The 20,515-nt window shown below is 40.5% G+C and carries 15 protein-coding genes; 13 read left to right on the top strand and 2 right to left on the bottom strand.

Annotation, left to right across the window (positions count from 1 at the left end):
- Positions 1 to 50 precede the first annotated feature (50 nt).
- From DVR12_RS04135 to DVR12_RS04165, 7 genes are all read left to right on the top strand, one after another.
- Complete coding sequence (locus DVR12_RS04135; RefSeq protein WP_116974173.1) at positions 51 to 662, top strand: RNA polymerase sigma-70 factor; 612 nt, start codon at positions 51 to 53, stop codon at positions 660 to 662.
- A 74-nt stretch (positions 663 to 736) separates the two neighbouring features.
- Positions 737 to 1,750 carry a FecR family protein gene (locus DVR12_RS04140; protein WP_116974174.1) on the top strand — a complete coding sequence of 338 codons (1,014 nt, stop codon included), beginning with the start codon at positions 737 to 739 and terminating at the stop codon, positions 1,748 to 1,750.
- 46 nt (positions 1,751 to 1,796) lie between these two features.
- Positions 1,797 to 5,285, top strand: a complete 3,489-nt coding sequence (locus DVR12_RS04145; protein WP_116974175.1) for a TonB-dependent receptor — start codon at positions 1,797 to 1,799, stop codon at positions 5,283 to 5,285.
- Positions 5,286 to 5,303: 18 nt separating this feature from the next.
- On the top strand, positions 5,304 to 6,911 hold the full coding sequence (locus tag DVR12_RS04150) for a RagB/SusD family nutrient uptake outer membrane protein (RefSeq protein ID WP_116974176.1): 1,608 nt from the start codon (positions 5,304 to 5,306) through the stop codon (positions 6,909 to 6,911).
- A gap of 28 nt (positions 6,912 to 6,939) precedes the next feature.
- A complete protein-coding gene (locus DVR12_RS04155) occupies positions 6,940 to 8,064 on the top strand; it encodes a SusE domain-containing protein (RefSeq protein WP_116974177.1) in 1,125 nt (374 codons plus the stop codon).
- A gap of 8 nt (positions 8,065 to 8,072) precedes the next feature.
- Positions 8,073 to 9,218 (top strand): glycoside hydrolase family 76 protein, encoded by a 1,146-nt coding sequence (locus tag DVR12_RS04160; protein WP_116974178.1) that lies wholly within the window; start codon positions 8,073 to 8,075, stop codon positions 9,216 to 9,218.
- A 5-nt stretch (positions 9,219 to 9,223) separates the two neighbouring features.
- Entirely contained in the window at positions 9,224 to 10,312 is a 1,089-nt protein-coding gene (locus tag DVR12_RS04165; RefSeq protein WP_116974179.1) for a glycoside hydrolase family 76 protein, read from the top strand.
- 66 nt (positions 10,313 to 10,378) lie between these two features.
- On the opposite strand, the gene DVR12_RS04170 is transcribed toward DVR12_RS04165, so the two are convergent.
- Positions 10,379 to 11,437, bottom strand: coding sequence for an AOC03_06830 family ribosome hibernation factor (locus tag DVR12_RS04170; RefSeq protein WP_116974180.1), 1,059 nt, complete (start codon positions 11,435 to 11,437; stop codon positions 10,379 to 10,381).
- A gap of 231 nt (positions 11,438 to 11,668) precedes the next feature.
- Between DVR12_RS04170 and DVR12_RS04175 the strand changes: the two genes are divergently transcribed.
- The 5 genes from DVR12_RS04175 (at position 11,669) to DVR12_RS04195 (ending at position 14,918) form a co-directional block, all read left to right on the top strand.
- Entirely contained in the window at positions 11,669 to 12,073 is a 405-nt protein-coding gene (locus tag DVR12_RS04175; RefSeq protein ID WP_116974181.1) for a carbohydrate-binding protein, read from the top strand.
- Positions 12,074 to 12,122: 49 nt separating this feature from the next.
- Positions 12,123 to 12,569 carry an AAA family ATPase gene (locus DVR12_RS04180; protein ID WP_116974182.1) on the top strand — a complete coding sequence of 149 codons (447 nt, stop codon included), beginning with the start codon at positions 12,123 to 12,125 and terminating at the stop codon, positions 12,567 to 12,569.
- Positions 12,559 to 13,317, top strand: coding sequence for a tRNA(His) guanylyltransferase Thg1 family protein (locus DVR12_RS04185; protein WP_116974183.1), 759 nt, complete (start codon positions 12,559 to 12,561; stop codon positions 13,315 to 13,317). The genes DVR12_RS04180 and DVR12_RS04185 overlap by 11 nt, the downstream gene beginning before the upstream one ends.
- A gap of 126 nt (positions 13,318 to 13,443) precedes the next feature.
- Positions 13,444 to 14,052: an LbetaH domain-containing protein gene (locus tag DVR12_RS04190; RefSeq protein ID WP_116974184.1), complete on the top strand. Its 609-nt coding sequence runs from the start codon at positions 13,444 to 13,446 to the stop codon at positions 14,050 to 14,052.
- A complete protein-coding gene (locus tag DVR12_RS04195) occupies positions 14,049 to 14,918 on the top strand; it encodes a glycosyltransferase family 2 protein (protein WP_116974185.1) in 870 nt (289 codons plus the stop codon). Before DVR12_RS04190 ends, DVR12_RS04195 begins: the two co-directional genes overlap by 4 nt.
- An 88-nt stretch (positions 14,919 to 15,006) precedes the next feature.
- Here DVR12_RS04195 and DVR12_RS04200 read toward each other — a convergent pair whose 3' ends face one another.
- On the bottom strand, positions 15,007 to 16,170 hold the full coding sequence (locus DVR12_RS04200; protein WP_116974186.1) for a hypothetical protein: 1,164 nt from the start codon (positions 16,168 to 16,170) through the stop codon (positions 15,007 to 15,009).
- 187 nt (positions 16,171 to 16,357) lie between these two features.
- Between DVR12_RS04200 and DVR12_RS04205 the strand changes: the two genes are divergently transcribed.
- The gene (locus DVR12_RS04205; RefSeq protein ID WP_116974187.1) at positions 16,358 to 20,413 is read left to right on the top strand and encodes a hybrid sensor histidine kinase/response regulator; all 4,056 of its coding nucleotides are present in this window, start codon (positions 16,358 to 16,360) and stop codon (positions 20,411 to 20,413) included.
- Positions 20,414 to 20,515: the final 102 nt, after the last annotated feature.

Genomic DNA, 20,515 nt, shown 5'->3' on the forward strand with positions numbered 1-20,515 from the left:
ACGCCAGTTTTCCTTTTTTTATCTGTTTTTAGCTTAAACGTTTTAGCCACATGATTAGAGATGAGATTCGTGAATGGCAATTACAAATTTCACGTGAAGACGATGAGCAGGCTTTTGCCAGACTTTTTCGACATTTTTACGAACGAATGCTGAACTTTTGCTTACGATATGTGCCTGCCCGCGAAGCAGCAGAAGAAATCGTGTCAGATGTCTTTGTTAAACTATGGAATAAACGTAGCGATCTCGAAAATATCTCTAACCTGCAAGTATATCTATTCGTTGCCGTTAAAAATCATTCTCTCAATTATCTGGAACAATATAGCCACCTGCGCATTGTGCCTCTCTCTGGTTCTGATACGGCGGACCTGCGTAACAGCGTAGACCTCGAAAAAGATCTGGAGTATAAAGAAATGCGCTTTAAACTGGATAAGATTGTAGCTTCCCTTCCTGCACAATGCCGCCGGATTTTCCAGCTTATTAAAGAAGATGGATTTAAATATAAGGAAGTAGCTGAGATCCTGGGTATCTCCCCAAGAACTGTTGAAACACAGCTCTTCAGGGCTATGCGGCGCCTCAACTCGGAATTAGGTGCCATCACCTCCCGTAAAAGAATTTTACCTCCACTAATTTTTCTTATAGGATTGTCGTCCTGCTTCTACTAAAAAAATTTTTTTTTCTTCTTGTAAGTAATTCGGTTATCGTTTCCTGTCCTTATATCTGAATACGATTCCATTTTATGATTGATGAAGAACAATTTGTTTTATTAGTAACAAGGAAACTAGCTGGTGTAGCCACTTTAGCGGAATTGGATGCATTGAATGACTTATTGCAACAATACCCTGCTTTAAAAGAAAGGTATCTCCAGCTGGAACAATATTTCAACGATACAACTAACCTTACTGCCGAAAATACTGAACTGGCCTTACAAAGAACCTGGTCTAAAATCCGTGCTGCTAAAGAAGAAGACCCTTCACCGGTCAAATTATTCAGGCGGCGGACCTACTATGCAATTACTGCTGTTGCGGCCACTTTAATGATAGGTGCTGCGCTGTTTTTCTTCAACAAAGAAAAAAATCTGGGCACCACTAAACCTATGCAATGGGTAAAACGCAAAAATGGAAAAGCTACCCGCTCCTATATCGAATTGGCCGATGGTAGCAAGATCTGGCTCAATGCCGCCAGTCAGTTGCTTTATCCGGAAAAGTTTGATAATAATAGCAGAACTGTTTATCTCGAAGGGGAAGCATTCTTCGATATTGCAGCCAATCCTAAACGTCCTTTTATTATTCACCTGAAAAAGGGAACCATCAAAGTATTAGGCACCTCTTTTAATATTAAGGCATACGAGAATGAACCTGTACAAACCGCTGTAGTAACAGGAAAGGTTGCTTTCATCCCACGTTATGAAGAAGCCAGGAAAGTTAGTGATACTATTCTTATTACTCCTGAAGTAAAAGTTATTTACGCTTCCAATACCGGTACGCTAATCAAAGCCAATACTATCGGAGGGGAAGATAAAGCCTGGACAGAAGGTCATCTCATTTTTAGAAATGCAACACTGGAAGAAATCGGGGCCAGTTTAGAGCGAAACTTTAATAAGAAGGTCGAATTTGAAGCTTCTGCTCCAAGACAATATCGCCTTACCGGTGCCTTCCACAACAATAGCCTGGAAGATATCATGTACTATTTAAGCAAGTCAAAGGCTTTCCACTATCGGATCACTGATTCAACATTAGTTATAGGAGAATAGAAGCCAACTCTATTAATATTTTATCATTATTAATCACCACTACGTTATGAGAAAGGAACTTCACAGGCCTTCTTTCAGACCGTCATTCCTGCCGCTGGTTCTTGGATTATCAATTGTAAGTGTGCTGGATATCCAGGCTCAGGTTGCCTATGCGTCTGGTATACGGAGGCAACACCAACCAGAAAAGGAACATGACAGACCGCCTGCTTCCGCTAATAACCTGATTAGTCTGAAGGTCGAAAATGCAAATCTCGTTCAGGTCCTCGACCAGATCGAAGCTCAAACATCCCTGGTTTTCGTGTACTCGAACGATGACCTGAAATCTGCTCAAAAGGTTTCACTGAATGTAAAGGATAATAAGTTGGAAGATGTGCTGCAAATGATCTTGCTGCCATTAGACATCAATTATGAATTTATCGCCAATAAGATCATTCTGAAACGAAGCAGCCAGTTAGCCACCACTATTTTTGGCAGCCAGCAACAGGATCTTATCGTCAATGGTCGGGTTGTGGACAATAATGGCCAACCTATCCCTGGCGCAAACATCAGACTGAAAGGACAAACTATCGGAACCGTTACTAATGCGGATGGTAACTATTCCCTTAAAATTCCTGCTGCTGAAGCTAATGGTGTGCTGATTTTTTCTTCTATCGGATACGGTTCTTCGGAAATAGCTATCGGTGGTCGTAAAACCATCGTGGCTATGCTCAGCGCTGATTCCAAAGATCTCGGTGAAGTGGTTGTAACTGCCTATGGCCAACAGAAAAAAGGCCAGGTAACTGCTGCTATCAGCACCGTTTCTTCTAAAGATATCACCGGCCGCCCGGTTGTAAATATGTATCAGGCCTTACAGGGGCAAGCTCCCAACCTGATTATCCAACAAAATACTGCCGAACCTGGTGCTAAATTAACCCTGAATATTCGTGGGGTAGGTAGCTTAACCGGCAACGAACCTTTAATCATTATCGACGGTATTCAGGCCGGTGGTGATGGTTTACGTAACCTGAACCCTTACGATGTGGAGAACATCTCCGTATTGAAAGATGCTGCTTCTGCCGCTATCTACGGTTCTCAGGCTGCAAATGGTGTCATCTATATCACTACCAAAAAAGGAAAGAAAGACGAGCGTCCTTCTGTTCAGTACAATGGTATGTATGGCTGGCAAACTCCAACCACGCTTCCTCGTAACATGGAGGCCTGGCAGTATATGACCCTGAAAAACGAAGCACTGGTGAACTCCGGTAAAACACCTCAGTTCACGCCTTCCGACATTCAATACTGGCACGACCGCGGCTCCGAACCTGCTATGCTTACTGAAATGATTCGCAAATACACTCCGCAGCAGAATCATAGTTTAAGCGTAACCGGTGGCGGTAAATCCAGCAGCTACCTCTTTTCGCTGGGCTACCTCGATCAGGGGAACATGCTTCAAAATAAATATGTACCGCAAGACTTCTATTACAAACGTTATAACGCCCGTTTAAACGTTTCAATAGATGTGAGCAAATACCTGAAAGTTAGCGGTAACGCTGCTTACACCCGCTCTAATTATCGCAAACAGGCTTCCGATATCGGTATGCTCATGCGCGATGCCATGAGGGTGCCTCGTATTTATCCGGTTAAAGATTCTCTGGGCAACTGGGTAGTACCCAGCCTTACCAGCAACAGCGTATTCGCATTGTTGTCGGACTACGGCTATAACACTCAGGGTATCGATAACCTGATGGGTGGACTCGATGTTGTTATCACTCCCGTTAAGCATTTCAAAATCAATTTCAACGCTTCCGCAAACTATGATATTGAAGGAAATGATACACGTATAAACAAATTTAGTTACGCTCCTTATTATACTACAGCTACTCCGCCACTGTATAATGAGCGCCATGTTTCTCAATATAAAAATCTGATTACCAACGTATTTACGACTGCTGAGTATGAAAATACTTTCGGTAAGCATTACGTAAAGGGTCAGATCGGTGTGAGAAGTGATGCAGTGAATGAGCGCTGGGGCCTGCGTGCCGATAGATTCGGAACTACCAACCTGGATCAGGATTGGTCTATCGGTGGTGGTTACATCCCTAAACCTGATGGTACCTACGATTACCGCGACCTGGGCACCTATAATGGTATCGATAATCCGAATTTATATGCCCTGAACTCCATGTTCGGCCGTATGAACTACGTGTATGCCGATAAATACCTGGCAGAATTTACCTACCGCTATGATGGTTCTTCCAAACTGGCTCCGGGTCATCGCTGGCAGTTCTTCCCGGCTTTCTCTCTGGGATGGCGCTTAACGGAAGAAGCATTCATGCAGGACGTGAAAGATCGTATTGGCAACTTTAAATTGCGTTATTCCTGGGGGCAGGTGGGTAACTCCAATATCGGAGGATTCAACTACCTCGCCAGAGTTAAGCTCAATGATGCCAACTACTCTTTCAATAACTCACCTGCAATGGGCTCCACCTTCTCTACCTACAACGATTTGTTGAAGTGGGAAATCTCTACCATGAGCAACTATGGGGTAGATGCAGACTTCTTTAACGGTAAACTGACGGCGACTTTCGATTATTTCGATAAACAAACTACCGGTATCTACTTATTCCAAACAGTACCTGGTACTGCCGGTACTTCTGCTCCTTTGGAGAATGTTGGTAAAGTTGATAACAAAGGATGGGAATTTACAATCAATTACCGCCTGAAAACCGGTGCCTTCTCACATAACTTTGGTTTCAACCTCTCAGATAACCTGAATAAGGTTATTAAGTTTGGCCAGGAATCAGTTCGCGGATCAGATGTGAAATTCATTATCAAGGAAGGGTACCCTATCGCTTCTTACTATGGATATAAATCTGATGGATTGTACCAGAATCTCGATGATATCAAAAATGCACCTAAAGTGCCTTTTGCCTACAATCAACAGGTCATGCCTGGTGATATCAAATACATCGACAGAAACAAGGATGGAATTATAGATGAAAACGACCGCTACATCTTTGGAAATCCTTTCCCTCGTTATACGTTTGGATTTACCTATAACGTAAACTGGAAGAACTTCGATCTTACTATGTTCTGGCAAGGCGTGGGTAAAAGAACCCAGTGGCTGCGCGGTGATATCGTAGAAGCTTTCCACAATAACGAAGATCACGCAATGGTGCAACACCTGGATCGTTGGACTCCTACCAATCCAAATGCCTCTTATCCCAGACTTACAATCGGAGCTGCTGATGCCAACAACTTTGCATATTCTGATTACTGGCTGTTTGATACCAAATATCTGAGATTGAAAAATTTCCAGGTTGGTTACAGTCTGCCTGCTTCTCTGTTGCAAAGAGCACGTATCCAGGGCGCAAGAGTATATTTCACCAGCCAGAATTTAATCACGATTATGCCTAAACGCTTCCGCGAAATTGGTGTAGATCCGGAATTCTCGCAGTTCGACAATAAGATGGAAATGACAAACTACAATCCAATTGCTGGTAGAAACTATCCAAATGCTGCTACGTTTGCTTTTGGAGTAGATCTGAAGTTTTGATCTTAAATAAGACTAGTTATGAAGAAAATTTGTTTATCTATATTACTTGCTTCCAGTTTATTTGGCTGTCGGAAACTCGACCAGCCTATGACGAAGGAATTTACCGAAACATCGTACTGGCGCGATGCACAGGATGGGCTCGATGCCTTAACCGCCTGTTATGAACATCTGTCAAAAGATGATTACTTCTTTGGAGATGAAGCATTAAGTGATAATGCTTACAATAACGGAGGAGGTATGATGAATGTAAATGCTATCTCCAACGGTGGATACGATGGTAATAACGATCGCGTAAAAGATACCTGGTCTTATTATTATACTACTATCCGCAGATGTAATACGGTAACCATGAATATGGACCGTATTCCGAGCATCGATGTTAATTTGAAGAAAAGAATTCTTGCTGAAGCCAGATTTATCCGTGCCTATGCATATTTTCAATTAACATCATGGTATGGTGATGTACCTTTCTATACCGATCTTATATCAATAGATAATTCCCGTACCATTACCCGTACAGACAAAAATACTATCCTGCAGTTTGTACTTTCTGAGTTGCAGGATATCCGTAAAGATTTACCTGTAAATACAGCCCAGGACCAAAAAGACAGAGGAAGAGTAACAAGAGGTGCCGCTATTGCCATGTCGGCCCGCGTACACTTATTCCGTAGCGAATGGCAGGATGTGGTAAATGACTGTGAACTGCTGATCGGCAAAACTACAGATGGTACCTATTCCTTATTCCCTGGCTACAATGCTATGTTCACCGTTGCTAATGAATATAATAGCGAAGTGATTTTAGACCTTCAATACGGTGGTAGCAGAACGTACGACAAACAACGTCAGTTCATGCCTCAAACTATCACTGCCTTAAGAAGCGTGCTGGTACCAACTCAGGATCTGGTTAATGATTATATCATGACCAATGGTAAAGCAATTGGTGAAACAGGTTCAGGATATGATGAAAACAATCCGTATCTCAACAGAGATCCACGCTTTGAAGCCACAATCCTCCACCATGGTTCAAAAGTTACCGACCTGAATGGTACAGTACAAACCATTCTTACCCAACCAGGTTCCAATCCTGCTACTAATACAGTGGACGACCAGGGAGCTTCTCCTACCGGTTACTACTTCTATAAGTACTATGACAGAGCTGCTACCAACTACGCATCCGGACTGAATCTGATCCTGATTCGCTATGCCGATGTATTGCTGATGTATGCTGAAGCTAAAAATGAGCTGGGCCAAATGAATGCAACTGTCTGGAACCAGACAATTCAGCCAATTCGTACTCGCGCCGGTTTTGTAGATCCAGGTGCTACTCAGTTCAATGCTACCTTAGATAAGCCTGCTTTACAAAAGGTAATCCGCCGCGAAAGAAGAGCTGAACTGGCGTTTGAAGGTCTTCGGATTATGGATGTACGTCGTTGGAAAATTGCTCAGGATGTAATGAGCAAACCAGTAAGAGGTATCCGTGTGACTTCAGGAGCATTCAACAAGGATGCAAACGGATACATCATCGTCGAAAACCGCATCTTCACAGATCCAAAGCACTACCTCTGGCCTGTACCAACGGTAGAGCGCGACCAAAACAAGAATCTATCACAAAACCAGGATTGGTAATTCCACAACTGTAAAAAACTGAATTAACATGCAAAAATATTTGTTCTTTATAGCCAGCGTATTATTATTCAGCTGTAAAAAAGATGACTATAAACTGAATACTAATATTCAACCGGTTGCTAAACTAACAGCACCTCTCGATAATAAATACATTAAACTGCAACCATCTACCAGCGCTTCTGTTAGCTTCGAGTGGGATCAGGCCCGCGCTGAAGACGGCTCTCTGGTAATTTATGAAGTAGCATTCGATAAAGAGAACGGTGATTTCTCCAACCCGGTTGCTAAATTTTCTTCAGATGGCGGTGGGGTACAAAATAAACTCACTCTTTCTCATAAGGACCTGAACAGCATCGCTGGTAAAGCAGGTATCCAATCTCTGGCTACCGGTAAAATTAAATGGACAGTTTTAGCTTCCAAAGGATACAACATTCAGAAAGCTGCAGAAAGCAAACTGATTGAAGTAGAAAGACCAAATGGTTTTGCTGAAATCCCTACGGATGTATATCTGACCGGTGAAGCTACTGAAGCGGGTGCCGAATTAGGTAATGCACTGAAGATGAAATCTACCGGTCCGGGTGTTTATGAAATCTATACCTCTCTGAAAAATGGTAAGTATCACTTTACCAACAGAAATACCGGTACTCCAACTACTTATTCAATCGCTGGAACTGCTGTAAAAGAAGCCGGTGAAAACGAGCAAACTGTAGGTACTAAAGTTTACCGCATTCGTCTCGATTTCAACAATGCTGCCGCTAATGTTACAGAAGTTACCACCATCGGTTTATGGTTTGCTCCTCTGAACAAATTCCTCTTTGAAATCAGTTATGCCGGTGGCGGTGTTTGGAGTATCAAAAACCAACCAATCGAATTTAAACAGGAAAGCTGGGGTAGAGATGAGCGCTATAAATTCAGAATTACAACCAAAGACGGCGATGGTAACGCTGGTAGCGAATGGGTTGGTAGCTCAAATGCCGACAATAACCGTCCTACTGCCAACACACCATTAAGCTTCTGGGAATTGCGTCCTATTTCCAATAACGATCAGTGGAATTATTGCTACAAGTTCGCTGCTGAAGCAGATATGAAAAACTGCGACATCAACATCTACTTTACCACCGATAAAAACTACACCCACGAAGTAATAGTAAAATAGAGACGATTATGAAATTATTACGTTTATCAGCACTATTGCTCCCCCTGGCCTTCACTGCATGTTTGAAAGAACCTGTAGATGATGGCCCGGGCCCGGGCGCAGGCAAAGAAAGATATGTTTTTAACTGGCCTCAGATTGCGGATTCTTCCCTGCAGGGTCTTTTAGGCAACTACTGGAACCAGGAAAAATACTTCAACCAGAATAACAGTGGTAATACCACTTTCAACTACTGGCCTAATGCTCACGCATTAGATGTATTGGTGGATGCCTACATACGCAAGAATGATCCTGCCATTAAATCCAGGATGGATGATTTGCTTGCAGGTATGAAAACCAAAAATGGTAATACCTATATCAACTATTTCTACGATGATATGGAATGGATGACCTTAGCATGTCTGAGGGCTTTTGAAGCAACAGGTGATACAAAATACAAGGATGTGGCCATTCTGTTGTGGACTGATATCAAAGGAGGCTGGGATGAAGTATGGGGTGGTGGTATTCACTGGAATAAGGATAAGTCAAAAAATTATAAGAATACACCAGCAAATGCACCCGCATGTATTATCGCGGCACGCATGTATGGCATTACTCAGAATGCAGATGATATTGCCTGGGCTAAGAAAATCTATGACTGGCAAAAATCTGTGCTGGTAGATCCATCCAGTGGTCTGGTATGGGATGGTATTAATCAGGATGGTAGCGGCAACGTTACCAAAAACTGGAACTTTACCTATAATCAGGGCGTATTTATTGGTGCAGGAGTAGAGTTATATAAACTAACCGGACAGGCGGTCTATCTCAACGATGCTTTGAAAACTGCCAATAATGCGCTAGGCGGAACCTTTACCAATACCAACATTCTTAAAAGTGAAGGTGCCGGTGATGGAGGTTTGTTTAAAGGAATTCTGGTTCGTTACCTGATGTTACTGATTACCGATGGTAGTATTAGCAGCACCGATGCAACAAAGTTTGCCAACTTCCTGCAATTGAACGCGGAAACTATCTGGACAAAAGGTACAGCCAAACCACAGGTGATCTTTAACAAAGATTGGACTGCCACCTTGGGGAATAGCGACCTGACCGAGCAGTTGAGTGGTGAAATGGTAATTGACGCGGCTTATCGACTCAAGCAGATGGGATTAATCAAGTAAAGTGAATGATGGGTAGAAGAGTTCTGAGGCTAGCTTTGTGTTGTTTGTTTGGTACTGTAAGTGCAACAGCGCAATCCAATAAGGAAAAAGCACTATTGATACTACAGTCTGTGAATCAATTTTTGTATGAACCAGCAAGTGGTTTGTATATCCAGACCAGCGACCGGACAATGAACCATAATTCACATGCCGATTTATGGTCGGTATGCGGAATGATACAGGCTACCAATGAATTGGAACGTATTGATAACGGGAAGGCATACATGAAACCTGTTATTCATGCAATCAATCAGTATTACGATTCTCAGGCTCCTGCTCCGGGCTATGCTTCTTATATAGTAAAGGAGGGTAGGGAAGACCGCTATTATGATGATAACCAGTGGATAGGTATTGCCTATATGGATGCCTATTCAAGAACCCGTAATAAATGGTACCTAACCAAGGGTATTGAAATTTACAGGTTTATGATGACAGGTTATGATAATGTAACTGGCGGAGGAATCTACTGGAAGGAGAATGATAAGACCACAAAGAACACCCGTTCGAATGGTCCGGGTATTTTACTGGCAATTCAGCTATATGAAGCTACCCATCAGAAAAGCTATCTCGATACCGCCGTCTCGTTATACAATTGGGTAAATCAATACCTGCATAGTGCAGATGGTTTGTACTGGGATGCAATAAAGCCGGCGGAGAACAAGCGGATCGACTCTGCCTTATACGCTTATAATGCTGGAAGTATGTTGCAGGCCAGTGTTAAACTTTATCATCTTACAAAAAAAAATCAATACCTGAAAGCAGCTCAGCAAATTGCAGAAAGCAGCTACCAGCATTTTTTCTACCGAACTAAGGTTAAAGCATCGTATTGGTTTAATGCCGTATTGTTAAGAGGATTTGAAGCCTTGTACAAAACAGATCTTAATCTAAAGTATATTAATGCAATGCAGGAATATGCTGATTGGGTTTGGGAAAGGGAGAGAGACCGGTCTACAAATATGGTTGGAGTGAGGCCGGAGAAGGAATTACTGGGGCAGGCTGGGATGATAGAAATCTATGCAAGATTAGCAGCTATGGCTCGTAAAACAGTTAAATGATTTTTTGCATCAAATAATTAAAAAATAAAGGGCTGTCTCAAAGGTTATGAGACAGCCCTTTTGTTATCAGAATCGTGTGACAAGCGCAATACCATTGTATTTTTCCAATGCCCCTTCATTCATAATTGTTACTTTCCCGCTTTTGTTCAGGATCGTATCAATCGCCACAAGTGTAAGATCTTCCGCAGTGGGGTCTTCAGAGAGGTCTACAATTCCTTCTTCATCCACAGTACCTCTTGCGAAATAGGTTTTTTCTATATAAAGGGTATCTGCTGCTCCCGCTTGGGCAGCCCGATAAATATCTCCAAAATCTGTATTCAGTTTCTGAGCCGATTGTGCTATATCTATGACCTGAAGAGCCTGTTGCTCTTTTTCTTCCAGGTGTTGTTTGACTATCGGATAAGTTATTTTAAGAATTTCATGCGGAGTAGTATCATCATAATTACCATGTGCAGTTCCTATTACAATGTTTTTGATATCCATTTGTTCCTCGTAATAGGCCAGCATCTTGGCATCCCCCAATAGAATGACAGGTAAAGGCTCTGCATAATAATATTCCTTAAACCGCTTATCAGCCACATTGAAATATTCTTTCACCAGGTCATCCAAATAGCTGTCCTGAATGATCTTCATATGATCGGTGGTATAATATTGAGTATTTTCAAAAGGAAAATCCTTATTGCTCACCTCTCTGACAAGCGTATCATTAAAGGCTTCCAGCAGGCGAATTTTGTTTCTTGAAATTGTAAGTACATAATAGTACTCCTTTTGTTCCAGTGCCCTTAAAAGGGGTCTTATTTCAAATCTGTCGCTGATCACAATCCTGTCGGTTACCGGAATAGGCATTTTTACTATTTTCAACACGTCCTTGCTGGCAAAAATAGCCAGGCTATCCAGGTTATATTCGTGATTCACCTCTGCTTCAGCTGATTTTATTTTATCAAGTATTGGCCATACTTCCCGTTTATCATAAGTTTCATAAAGCTGGTTTTCGGCCATGGTGACCAACTTCTTGAGATTAATAGGGTCTTGCTTACTATCGGGGTGAGTACGGTGAGTAGATAATAAAATTGTTACTGCCGGTGCTCCGTAATATTGGCTCAATGTGAGAAGTTCTTGTTCCATGGATGTTGATTTTTTAATGCTTAACAAACTGTCGTTTACAAAGTTTAACAATCATTCAAAGGTCGGAGGCAATAATGGGTTCAAAACTGATATCAGTCAATTAGGTTCCTGATTATCATCATCTTATTATTAAATTTATTAATTAATAATATTTTTATATAACATAATTACTTAATTTTATGGGGATTAATATGTAATTTAAATACCCGGAGCATAGATTTACCCTATCCTATGAGGCTGCTATTTTTGCTGATTATTCTTATCGTGTCGTTGTCCGTACATGGGCAAACGTCCACGCCGTCAGCAAAAAAAGGGAACAGGGCTACGGAATTTCAAATGAAAGAAGGCAGTTATCTGAGCTTTGCCCAGGTAAATTTAAGTTTGGGAGAAATTGGTTTTAGAGTGGAAGTAGCTTCTGAACATAAAAACAGCAAATCTAAGATCGAATTCAGAATAGACAAACCCAAGGGTAAAATAATAGGCACCCTCGAGATCCCTTATACCGGCGACAGCACTTACGCACTTAAACTTACAGGAAACCTGAAACATGCAGAAGGCGTTCACGACTTATACCTGGTAGCACGTGGTGCTTATGGTTTTAGCATCACTTCCTTCGGATTTATTTTCAACTATTAGTATAATCATTACGGTTAGATTCTGTAAATTGCCCGCTTTGCTAATTTTTATGGAAGCAATTATTTTTTGTGGCATTCAGGCGGTAGGGAAGTCGACTTTTTATCAGCAGCATTTTTTTGCTACCCATGTGCGTATTTCCCTGGATCTGTTAAATACCCGGAATAGAGAATCTGTTTTCCTGGATGCTTGCTTTAAAACCCAGCAAAAATTGGTAGTGGATAATACTAATTTAACTAAGGTAGAAAGAGCTAAGTATATAGAACTTGCCCGGCAGAACAATTACAAAGTAATAGGCTATTACTTCAGCTCAAAAGTATCTGAAGCTATCCAAAGAAACAGTAACAGAACCGGAAAGGCTTTTATTCCTGAAAAAGGAATCCGAGGTGCTTATAGTCGCCTTGAATTACCATCTGCCAACGAAGGGTTTGATGAATTATATTATGTAACCCTCGAAAATAACCAGTTTTCAATAAATCCCTGGAGCGATGAAATTTGACGATTTAGACTCAAAAATGAGAATTTATGAAACACAGAATGATATTTCTGTACTTCCGGGAATGTATCTGATTGCCAGAATCGATGGGAGAGGATTCACCAAACTAACAAAGGAGCAACACAACTTTGAGAAGCCCTTTGATAAAAGATTCAATAATATAATGATTGAAACACTGCAACATTTAATGAATTGCGGTTTTAATGTCATTTATGGATATACCCAAAGCGATGAAATCTCATTGCTCTTTCATTTTAATGAAAATTCTTTTGCAAGAAAACGCAGGAAATTTATCTCATTACTGGCAGGCGAAGCAAGTGCAAAATTCTCTGTTTTATTAGGGGATGTTGCCGCGTTTGACTGCAGAATAATTGAACTGCCAAATGCATCCCTGGTGCTCGATTATTTCAGATGGCGTCAGGAAGATGCACATCGTAACTCTTTAAGCGCACATTGTTATTGGTTGTTAAGGCAAAACGGACAAACACCGGTTATTGCCACTCAGCATATTAATAAAATGAGCTCTGCCGACAAAAATGAAATGCTTTTTTCCTATGGAATTAACTTTAATGAACTTCCTTCCTGGCAGAAAAGAGGAATTGGTATTTATTGGAAAAATGTAATTAAAGAAGGATTGAATCCAATAGATAATACTTTAATAAAGGTAGAAAGAAGGAAAATGTTTATTGATGAAGAATTACCAATTAAAGAGAAATATGATCAATTTATAGAAAGCATTTTAAATTCCTGAAACGATCACATCAAATTTTAACTAAAAACGATTAGTCAGAGAACATTTCTTACTTCTGAGGCGTTCAATTTATAGATGGGTATTCAACCAATATCCCGGTATTAAACCCTGAAATCCTCGATAGTTATGAATGTTTATAAGAACGACCCCTATAAGAAAAGTACTTTCCCTTTTAGTAACAGGTTAAGGCGATTTATATGGATTATTAGCTGGAAACTTCTCGGTAAATGGACTCCCATTCCATTTCATAACTGGCGTGTATTCCTTGTAAGACTTTTTGGTGCTAAAATCGGATTAGCCAATGCGATCTATCCGGATTGTAAAATCTGGGCTCCCTGGCTTCTGGAAACTGGTGACGTGGTAACTATTGGTCCCGGTGTGGAAGTCTATAACCCTGGCGGTGTACGTTTAGGGCATCATACTGTCTTATCCCAAAACTCTTATCTCTGTGGTGCTACGCATAATTACAATGATATAAATTTTGCCTATCTGAAAAGAAGAATCGTAACTGAACCATACGTCTGGATTTGTGCAAGAGCTGTTGTTCTTCCCGGAGTTGTGTGCAGAGAAGGAAGTATCCTGGGCGTTTCTTCAGTCATATCTAAAGATATGGAAGCCTGGACTGTCTATAGCGGTCATCCCGCTATTAAAATTAAGAAGAGAAAAAACTTTCTGGAAGCCCCGGTTCCATTACCTGATAAAACTGATATTCTAGATAAAGATCTCATCCCATGATCTCTGTGCTGATTCTCACTAAAAACGAAGCGGCAGATTTACCCGGCTGCCTCGATTCTATCAGTTGGTGCAACGATATTCATATTTTGGATTCTTACAGTGAAGATGCAACTACAAGCATTGCACTTGCAAGAGGAGCTAAAGTAGCTCAGCGGCAGTTCGATGGCTATGCCTCACAACGCAATGCTGGACTACAGTTACCCTTCCGGTATGAATGGATTCTTATATTGGATGCCGATGAAAGACTACCGGAATCATCATATGAGATGCTGGTTGAAGCTGTTAAAAAGGATGGAAACCATATAAATGCTTTCAGCCTTCGGCGGAAAGATTATTGGAATAATTCCTGGCTTAAACATGCTCAATTATGCCCCAGTTATACCCGGTTGCTGAAGAAAGGAAAAGGAACATATATCCGTGAAATTAATGAAGTATTATTGGTTGAAGGACCTGTAAAACAGTTACCTGTAACAATAGAGCATTTCCCCTTTTCCAAGGGGCTGTATCATTGGCAAAAAAAACATATTATTTATGCCACTATGGAAGCAGAACATTGGCTAAATGATACCTACGTTTTCTCATGGCAAAAAGCCTTGTTCTCATCCTCCTTCACTGAAAGAAGATTTCATCTTAAAGGATTATTCTATCAATTACCGGCCAGACCATTCATTAAATGGTGCTATATGATGCTTGTTAAACTTGCTTTTTTAGATGGATGGAATGGTATTGCCTATGTAGGCTTACAAACGATTTATGAACAAATGATTATTCTGAAATATAGAAAATTGAAACGAAGTAAAACTATTAATCAATATTCAGAGAATACCATAAAATACCCAGATACCCCGGATGGAAGTTTACAGTAACGGGGCGTATCCTTCGCCGTCTTAAGTTTTGGTTGGGCCTCCATCAATTGTTTACCAACTTATTTTCTTCCTTCTTCACTTACAGAAATTATTCATTCTCAAATTCATACCAACCAATACCCAAAAAACCTTTATGCAGATAAACTTTGATAGGTTGATTTTTAGATACACTGTCATAAAATGCCAGCGGAACTGACTCTTCATTTTGCCTGGTATGAGGCCCCCATGGCGCTAATTCGACATAATATGAGGAGCTTCTGCTCCCTTTGCTTTTACGTTTATTAGTAACCTGAGTTTGAAAAACAGTAGCATCTTCTTTGTCGAGATACTTATTAATACTGAGTGTAAATCCATAGGCAATACCAAAAAACATAATTGCATAAACTAAGTAATAGCCCCGGAAATACTTAGTTCCTACAGCTTTTTCCCTGGTTAGAGCCACAAAGATTACAAATAAAATAAGTGCAATAATCCCTGAAATAATAAATACAGGCTTATAAGTTAATACATGAACATAAAGTGTAGCAAAAAATAAACCTGCTGTTGTAGCTATTACCGGAATGAATACCCCTGGAAGTTCTGAATCTTTTTTCTCGTCAATAGTGTAGATTCCACGGAAGTAATACATTACTCCAAATAATGGGATCAATGTAAGAAACAGTAGTATATGTAACCAGGAATATGATTGTTTGAAATAAGTTGTTAAAAGTGCCAGAGAAATAATGATTGCGTTACAGACATACATAGTTCTTTTAGCCGCTTTGATTTTTGACGGTCCGTTGTCTCCTAATTTTTCAACTACGCTTTCATACTCATTGGTATTCTCATCTTCAGTAAGGTCTGTAAAAGTTTCAAATATATATTCGTGAAGTATACTGCGGTTTTTAAGATAGGGGCTTACAGAAATACCTTTCTGTCCTTTTACTACACTATATAGCTTAACAGAATTATTTTTTGGATTTATTATGTACCCCTTAATACTGGTTAATGCAAGTTCCCGGGTATATAATCTGCTCTGGAACTTAATGGTAAACTCGTCAATAGTTAAGGTTGCAAAGGTATCATTCAATGCGCCAGTAGTAATTGCAAGTAAACCAAGCCCAATGAGTGAAATGAACAACATGGGTGAATGGCGGGAATATATAAATTCATATAATCCATAACCAATAGCTCCAAATGAAAGGGCCGCAAGTAAGACAACGATAATGCAGAATATTACTTTGGTTGTTTGGGAATACGTATAAGTTTGCATCCTTAAAGACATAGGTTTCCGCAAAAATACAAAAAAGAACCGGCCGGCAAGCCAACCGGTTTCCTTTAAACCATCAACTAAACAACATCTGCTTGTATAACCCTGTGAGCCGGATTTTGTTTAGATACCCGGAAGTATCCAACAACAAACGAAATTTTGTAACTTCAGTTATCAATAATGGCACGTTATGAAAAATTGGATATTCCGCTATCTATTTGGGTGTTGTGTGCTTTTTGCCATGCCTGCTTTCTCTGAAACAGATCCACCTCGTTATAATATCTGGCAACTCGATAACCGTAACGGCCTTTCAAATAGCGCCGTAAATGCTTTATTTATGGATACAGACCAGGTACTTTGGGCCGCTACCTGGGATGGACTAAATATGTACGATGGAAGTTCATTCCGCATATTTAATTACAACAGAGAGGATCCTGGCCAGAGTATCGGAAACAATGTTGTAATGCAGGTAGCAGAAGATGGCAAAGGAAGGATCTGGCTTAGTACCATTGAAGGAGTTTCGATGTACGACAAGCAAACAGGTCGCTGTTCCAATTATATGTATAGCCGCCAGCCAACAGGCAGGATCAGTGAACGTGACTTCTTATTACTGACAGATACCAGTCACCAACTCTATTGTCTGAACCAGGTGCGTGGACTAATAAAATACACAGAAAAAGATTCCTTCGAAGTTTGTAAATGGCCCAAAACAAATAATCGTGTTGTAAAAGCAGTATTCGACGCCGCAAACAGGCTATGGGTACTAAGAGGGGATAATGGATTGGAAGTATATGAACAACAGAACGACCAATGGAAATTACTTCAAAGACATCCCGATGTGCAATCCCTCTTTGTACCAGACGGACGTGTATTTTTCGTTACTTCCGATAGAAATCTAATGGTCGTAGATCCCCGTACCCTAGTTGTACAACAGCGTGGCCAGCTACCTCATACCGTTAATGCTATTATTTATTATAAATCCCATTATTTAGTGGCATGGGGTTCCCAGGGATTTGGAGTCTATGACGATGCTATGCTACCTGACGAATCTTTTCTAAAGGAAACGCAACATCAATTGAAGGATTACAGGATAACTTCCTGGGCATCCGGTAGTGAAGAAGTGTTGTGGTGCGGAACAGATGGAAATGGTATCATGAAAATTGCTCCTCAGGTGGGATACTTTGGAGTAGTTACCCGGAGTTCGGCAGGCACAGCTTTCAGTAAGCCCGTAAGAGCCTTTTGTAATAACGGCAACAAATTATGGGTAGGTACTAAAGGCAGTGGTATTGTAAGTATGTCAAATACCTCCGGTGGCCCGGTAACAGAACAATTACAGTTCTTCACAGAAGAGCTTGACAATAATGCTGTGTTTGCACTTTGTAAAGGGAAAGATAGCCTTATTTATATCGGAACAGATGGAAAAGGACTCACATTATTCGACCAGCAACATCAGAAATTTATTAAATGGTCGCAGATTGAAGGTAATAATCAATATCCCAACTTTGGATCTGTTTATGCGATTGTAGAAGATCATGATAGCTCCCTTTGGCTGGGAACCAGTGGTTATGGCTTAATTCATCTGCGATTGGTAAGAAATGCCGGTAAATTTAAACTGGTATTCTTCAATCAATATATCTACAATGGAACCGATAAAGGTCCTTCTACCGATATTATTTATTCAATTGCCTTAGCTTCCAATAATGGATTATGGATTGGTTGCAGATATGGAGGATTAAATTATTTTAATAAAACAAATGAGCTCTTTACCATATATAAAGCATTTGGATATACTGGTAGTTTGTCGCATAACGATGTTATTGCAGTGTATAAAGACCGGCAACAGCGTTTATGGATTGGTACCAGCTATGGACTAAATTATATCCAGGAAAAGGCTCTAAATACTTCCCAGCCACATTTCGAAAAATTTAGTACAACCAATGGGCTTCCCAATAATACGATTCATGCAATTTCGGAAGACGAACAAGGGCAGGTTTGGGTCAGTACCAACCGGGGGTTAGCAAGAATTAATCCTTTTTCCCGCGAAATTTCCAATTTCCAGGAAACAGACGGACTACAAAGTAATGAATTCAGTGACGGTGCTGTATGGAAAGATGCAGATGGTCGTTTGTACTTCGGTGGCATTTATGGATTCAACTATTTCCGCCCGGCCACGATACAGCAGCGCCGGTGGTTTCCAAATTTATTAATTAATGGGTTGCAGTTAGGGGCAAAAATTAAAAGTGAAGGACTGTTTGTTTTAAAACCGGGAGAGGAACATAAAAACCAATATGCAGTATCTAGAAGTGATAATTTCTTTGAACTCCAGGCCAAAGCACTCAGTTACTTACAGGCAGAAAAATGCGAATATGCCTGGTTCCTCGAAGGATTCGACAAATCGTGGCAATATACTGGTGGCACGGGAAAAGTAGTTTACGGAAACTTACCTCCCGGCCAATATACTTTAAAAGTGAAGTGGAGTAATGGAGAAGGAATATGGACTACATCAGGCATTTTATTACGAATCACAGTTAAGCAATTCTTCTGGTTGACCTGGCCGGCATTTCTCTTATATACTGTCATCTTAAGTGGTATTGGAATAGCATTCTGGCTTTATAGGAAAAATAAACTGGAAATGAAGCACCAGCTTGAAGTAGAACACCTGTTACGTAAAAAGGAAGAAGAGGTTCATGCCTCCCAGCTTCATTTCTTTACAAATATTGCTCATGAACTGCAAACGCCATTAACGTTAATTGTCGGTGCTTCTGAACGAAGCAAGGAAGATCCGGCAGATGCCTATAACTCTGCATTGGTACATCAACAAGCCAGTAGACTTACCTACCTGGTGCAGCAGTTGCTGGAATTCAGAAAAGCCGATGCCGGTTTTATGAAGAGCGACTATGCAACTTTCAATGTTTCGGACTTAATGGAAAGCATCGTAGCATTATTTCAACCATTAGGAAAAAAACAGCTGCTGCATTGGCAGGTAAATATTTTACCTGCAATGGTCATTGGCATGGATAAGGACAAGCTGGAAAAGATCTTATTTAATTTATTGAGCAACGCCTGCAAGTATACAAAAAGAGGTCAGGAAATCATTTTTCGGTCGTGGGTCGGCGATCAGGCCTTACAAATTTACCTGTTCAATAGCGGAAGCCAGTTGTCGGAAGAGCAATTGACCGGCATTTTTACCAGGTTCTTTTCAATAGGAGAGCAGGGCAGAGAGTATATAGGTACCGGAATTGGATTGGCATTTACACAGCAACTGGTAAAATTGCTGAATGGTAATATTTATGCTAAGAATGAAAATAACGGAATTGCATTTTATGTGTCTCTTCCCCTACCGGAGCAAGCCAGCGAAGTTTTAGTTAATGCTACTCCTTCCTATTTATTAAGATCAAGTGTTATTGATTTAGGACAGGATGTAGAGATGAGTGAGCTTTCCAACAAGTTATCCAGGATAGAGAGTAGTAGGGAGGGAAACAGGAAAAGTATTTTATTGGTGGAAGATGAAGGCGCGATTCGTCAATTATTGAAAGAATTGCTTTCCCCCGGATATATTATTTATGAAGCGGGAGATGGGGCAGAAGCTTTGGATGTTATCCGGCGGGCAATGCCTGATTTAATTATCAGCGATATCATGATGCCTGATATGAATGGACTGGAACTTTGTAATAAAATTAAAAATGCTCCTGGAAGTTGCCATATCCCGTTTATTATACTTTCGGCCAGAGGAACCATAGATCAACAAACGGAGGGTTATGAAGCTGGTGCTGATGCTTATTTGCCTAAGCCCTTCCATGCGGCACATTTATTAGTTAGGGTTCGGAAATTACTTGAGTATAGGGATAGATTACATGAAATCTTCAAAGCGCAAACGCCGATGCTGGAGTTAAAGGAAGCCACGATAGAAGATACGGATAAGAAATTTCTGCAGGAGCTGGTAACTTTTATTGAGTCACAGATCGATGAACCGGAATTAAATGCTGAGTTGTTGGAGAAACAGTTTTTGTTAAGCAAAATGCAGTTATATAGAAGATTGAAGACTTTGTCCAATATGACCCCAAATGAATTTATCAGGTACGTAAGGCTACAACAGGCAGCCCAACTTTTAATAAAAACACAGTTGACCGTTGCTGAAATATTTTATAAAACCGGGTTTAATAACCAGTCCTATTTCTTTAGAGAATTTAAGAAAATGTATCAATGCTCTCCAAACGAATATAGGGAACAACAAACGGCAGTATAATTATAACTAGTTGATTGTCAATATTTATTTTTAACAGGTGTACAGTTATTTGCAATAATAGTACAGTCCTTATCCCTTCCATGCACCTATTTTTGAAGCATG

Origin of the sequence: Chitinophaga silvatica, assembly GCF_003419895.1 — a bacterium.
Lineage (GTDB): Bacteria > Bacteroidota > Bacteroidia > Chitinophagales > Chitinophagaceae > Chitinophaga > Chitinophaga silvatica.

Bases quoted from the DNA above. Each gene is read 5' to 3' on its own strand.
- DVR12_RS04185 (WP_116974183.1), top strand. From the start codon at position 12,559: ATGAAATTTGACGATTTAGACTCAAAAATGAGAATTTATGAAACACAG.
- DVR12_RS04135 (WP_116974173.1), top strand. From the start codon at position 51: ATGATTAGAGATGAGATTCGTGAATGGCAATTACAAATTTCACGTGAA.
- DVR12_RS04195 (WP_116974185.1), top strand. From the start codon at position 14,049: ATGATCTCTGTGCTGATTCTCACTAAAAACGAAGCGGCAGATTTACCC.
- DVR12_RS04170 (WP_116974180.1), bottom strand. From the start codon at position 11,437: ATGGAACAAGAACTTCTCACATTGAGCCAATATTACGGAGCACCGGCA.
- DVR12_RS04150 (WP_116974176.1), top strand. From the start codon at position 5,304: ATGAAGAAAATTTGTTTATCTATATTACTTGCTTCCAGTTTATTTGGC.
- DVR12_RS04140 (WP_116974174.1), top strand. From the start codon at position 737: ATGATTGATGAAGAACAATTTGTTTTATTAGTAACAAGGAAACTAGCT.
- DVR12_RS04165 (WP_116974179.1), top strand. From the start codon at position 9,224: ATGATGGGTAGAAGAGTTCTGAGGCTAGCTTTGTGTTGTTTGTTTGGT.
- DVR12_RS04190 (WP_116974184.1), top strand. From the start codon at position 13,444: ATGAATGTTTATAAGAACGACCCCTATAAGAAAAGTACTTTCCCTTTT.
- DVR12_RS04200 (WP_116974186.1), bottom strand. From the start codon at position 16,170: ATGCAAACTTATACGTATTCCCAAACAACCAAAGTAATATTCTGCATT.
- DVR12_RS04160 (WP_116974178.1), top strand. From the start codon at position 8,073: ATGAAATTATTACGTTTATCAGCACTATTGCTCCCCCTGGCCTTCACT.
- DVR12_RS04180 (WP_116974182.1), top strand. From the start codon at position 12,123: ATGGAAGCAATTATTTTTTGTGGCATTCAGGCGGTAGGGAAGTCGACT.
- DVR12_RS04205 (WP_116974187.1), top strand. From the start codon at position 16,358: ATGAAAAATTGGATATTCCGCTATCTATTTGGGTGTTGTGTGCTTTTT.
- DVR12_RS04175 (WP_116974181.1), top strand. From the start codon at position 11,669: ATGAGGCTGCTATTTTTGCTGATTATTCTTATCGTGTCGTTGTCCGTA.
- DVR12_RS04155 (WP_116974177.1), top strand. From the start codon at position 6,940: ATGCAAAAATATTTGTTCTTTATAGCCAGCGTATTATTATTCAGCTGT.
- DVR12_RS04145 (WP_116974175.1), top strand. From the start codon at position 1,797: ATGAGAAAGGAACTTCACAGGCCTTCTTTCAGACCGTCATTCCTGCCG.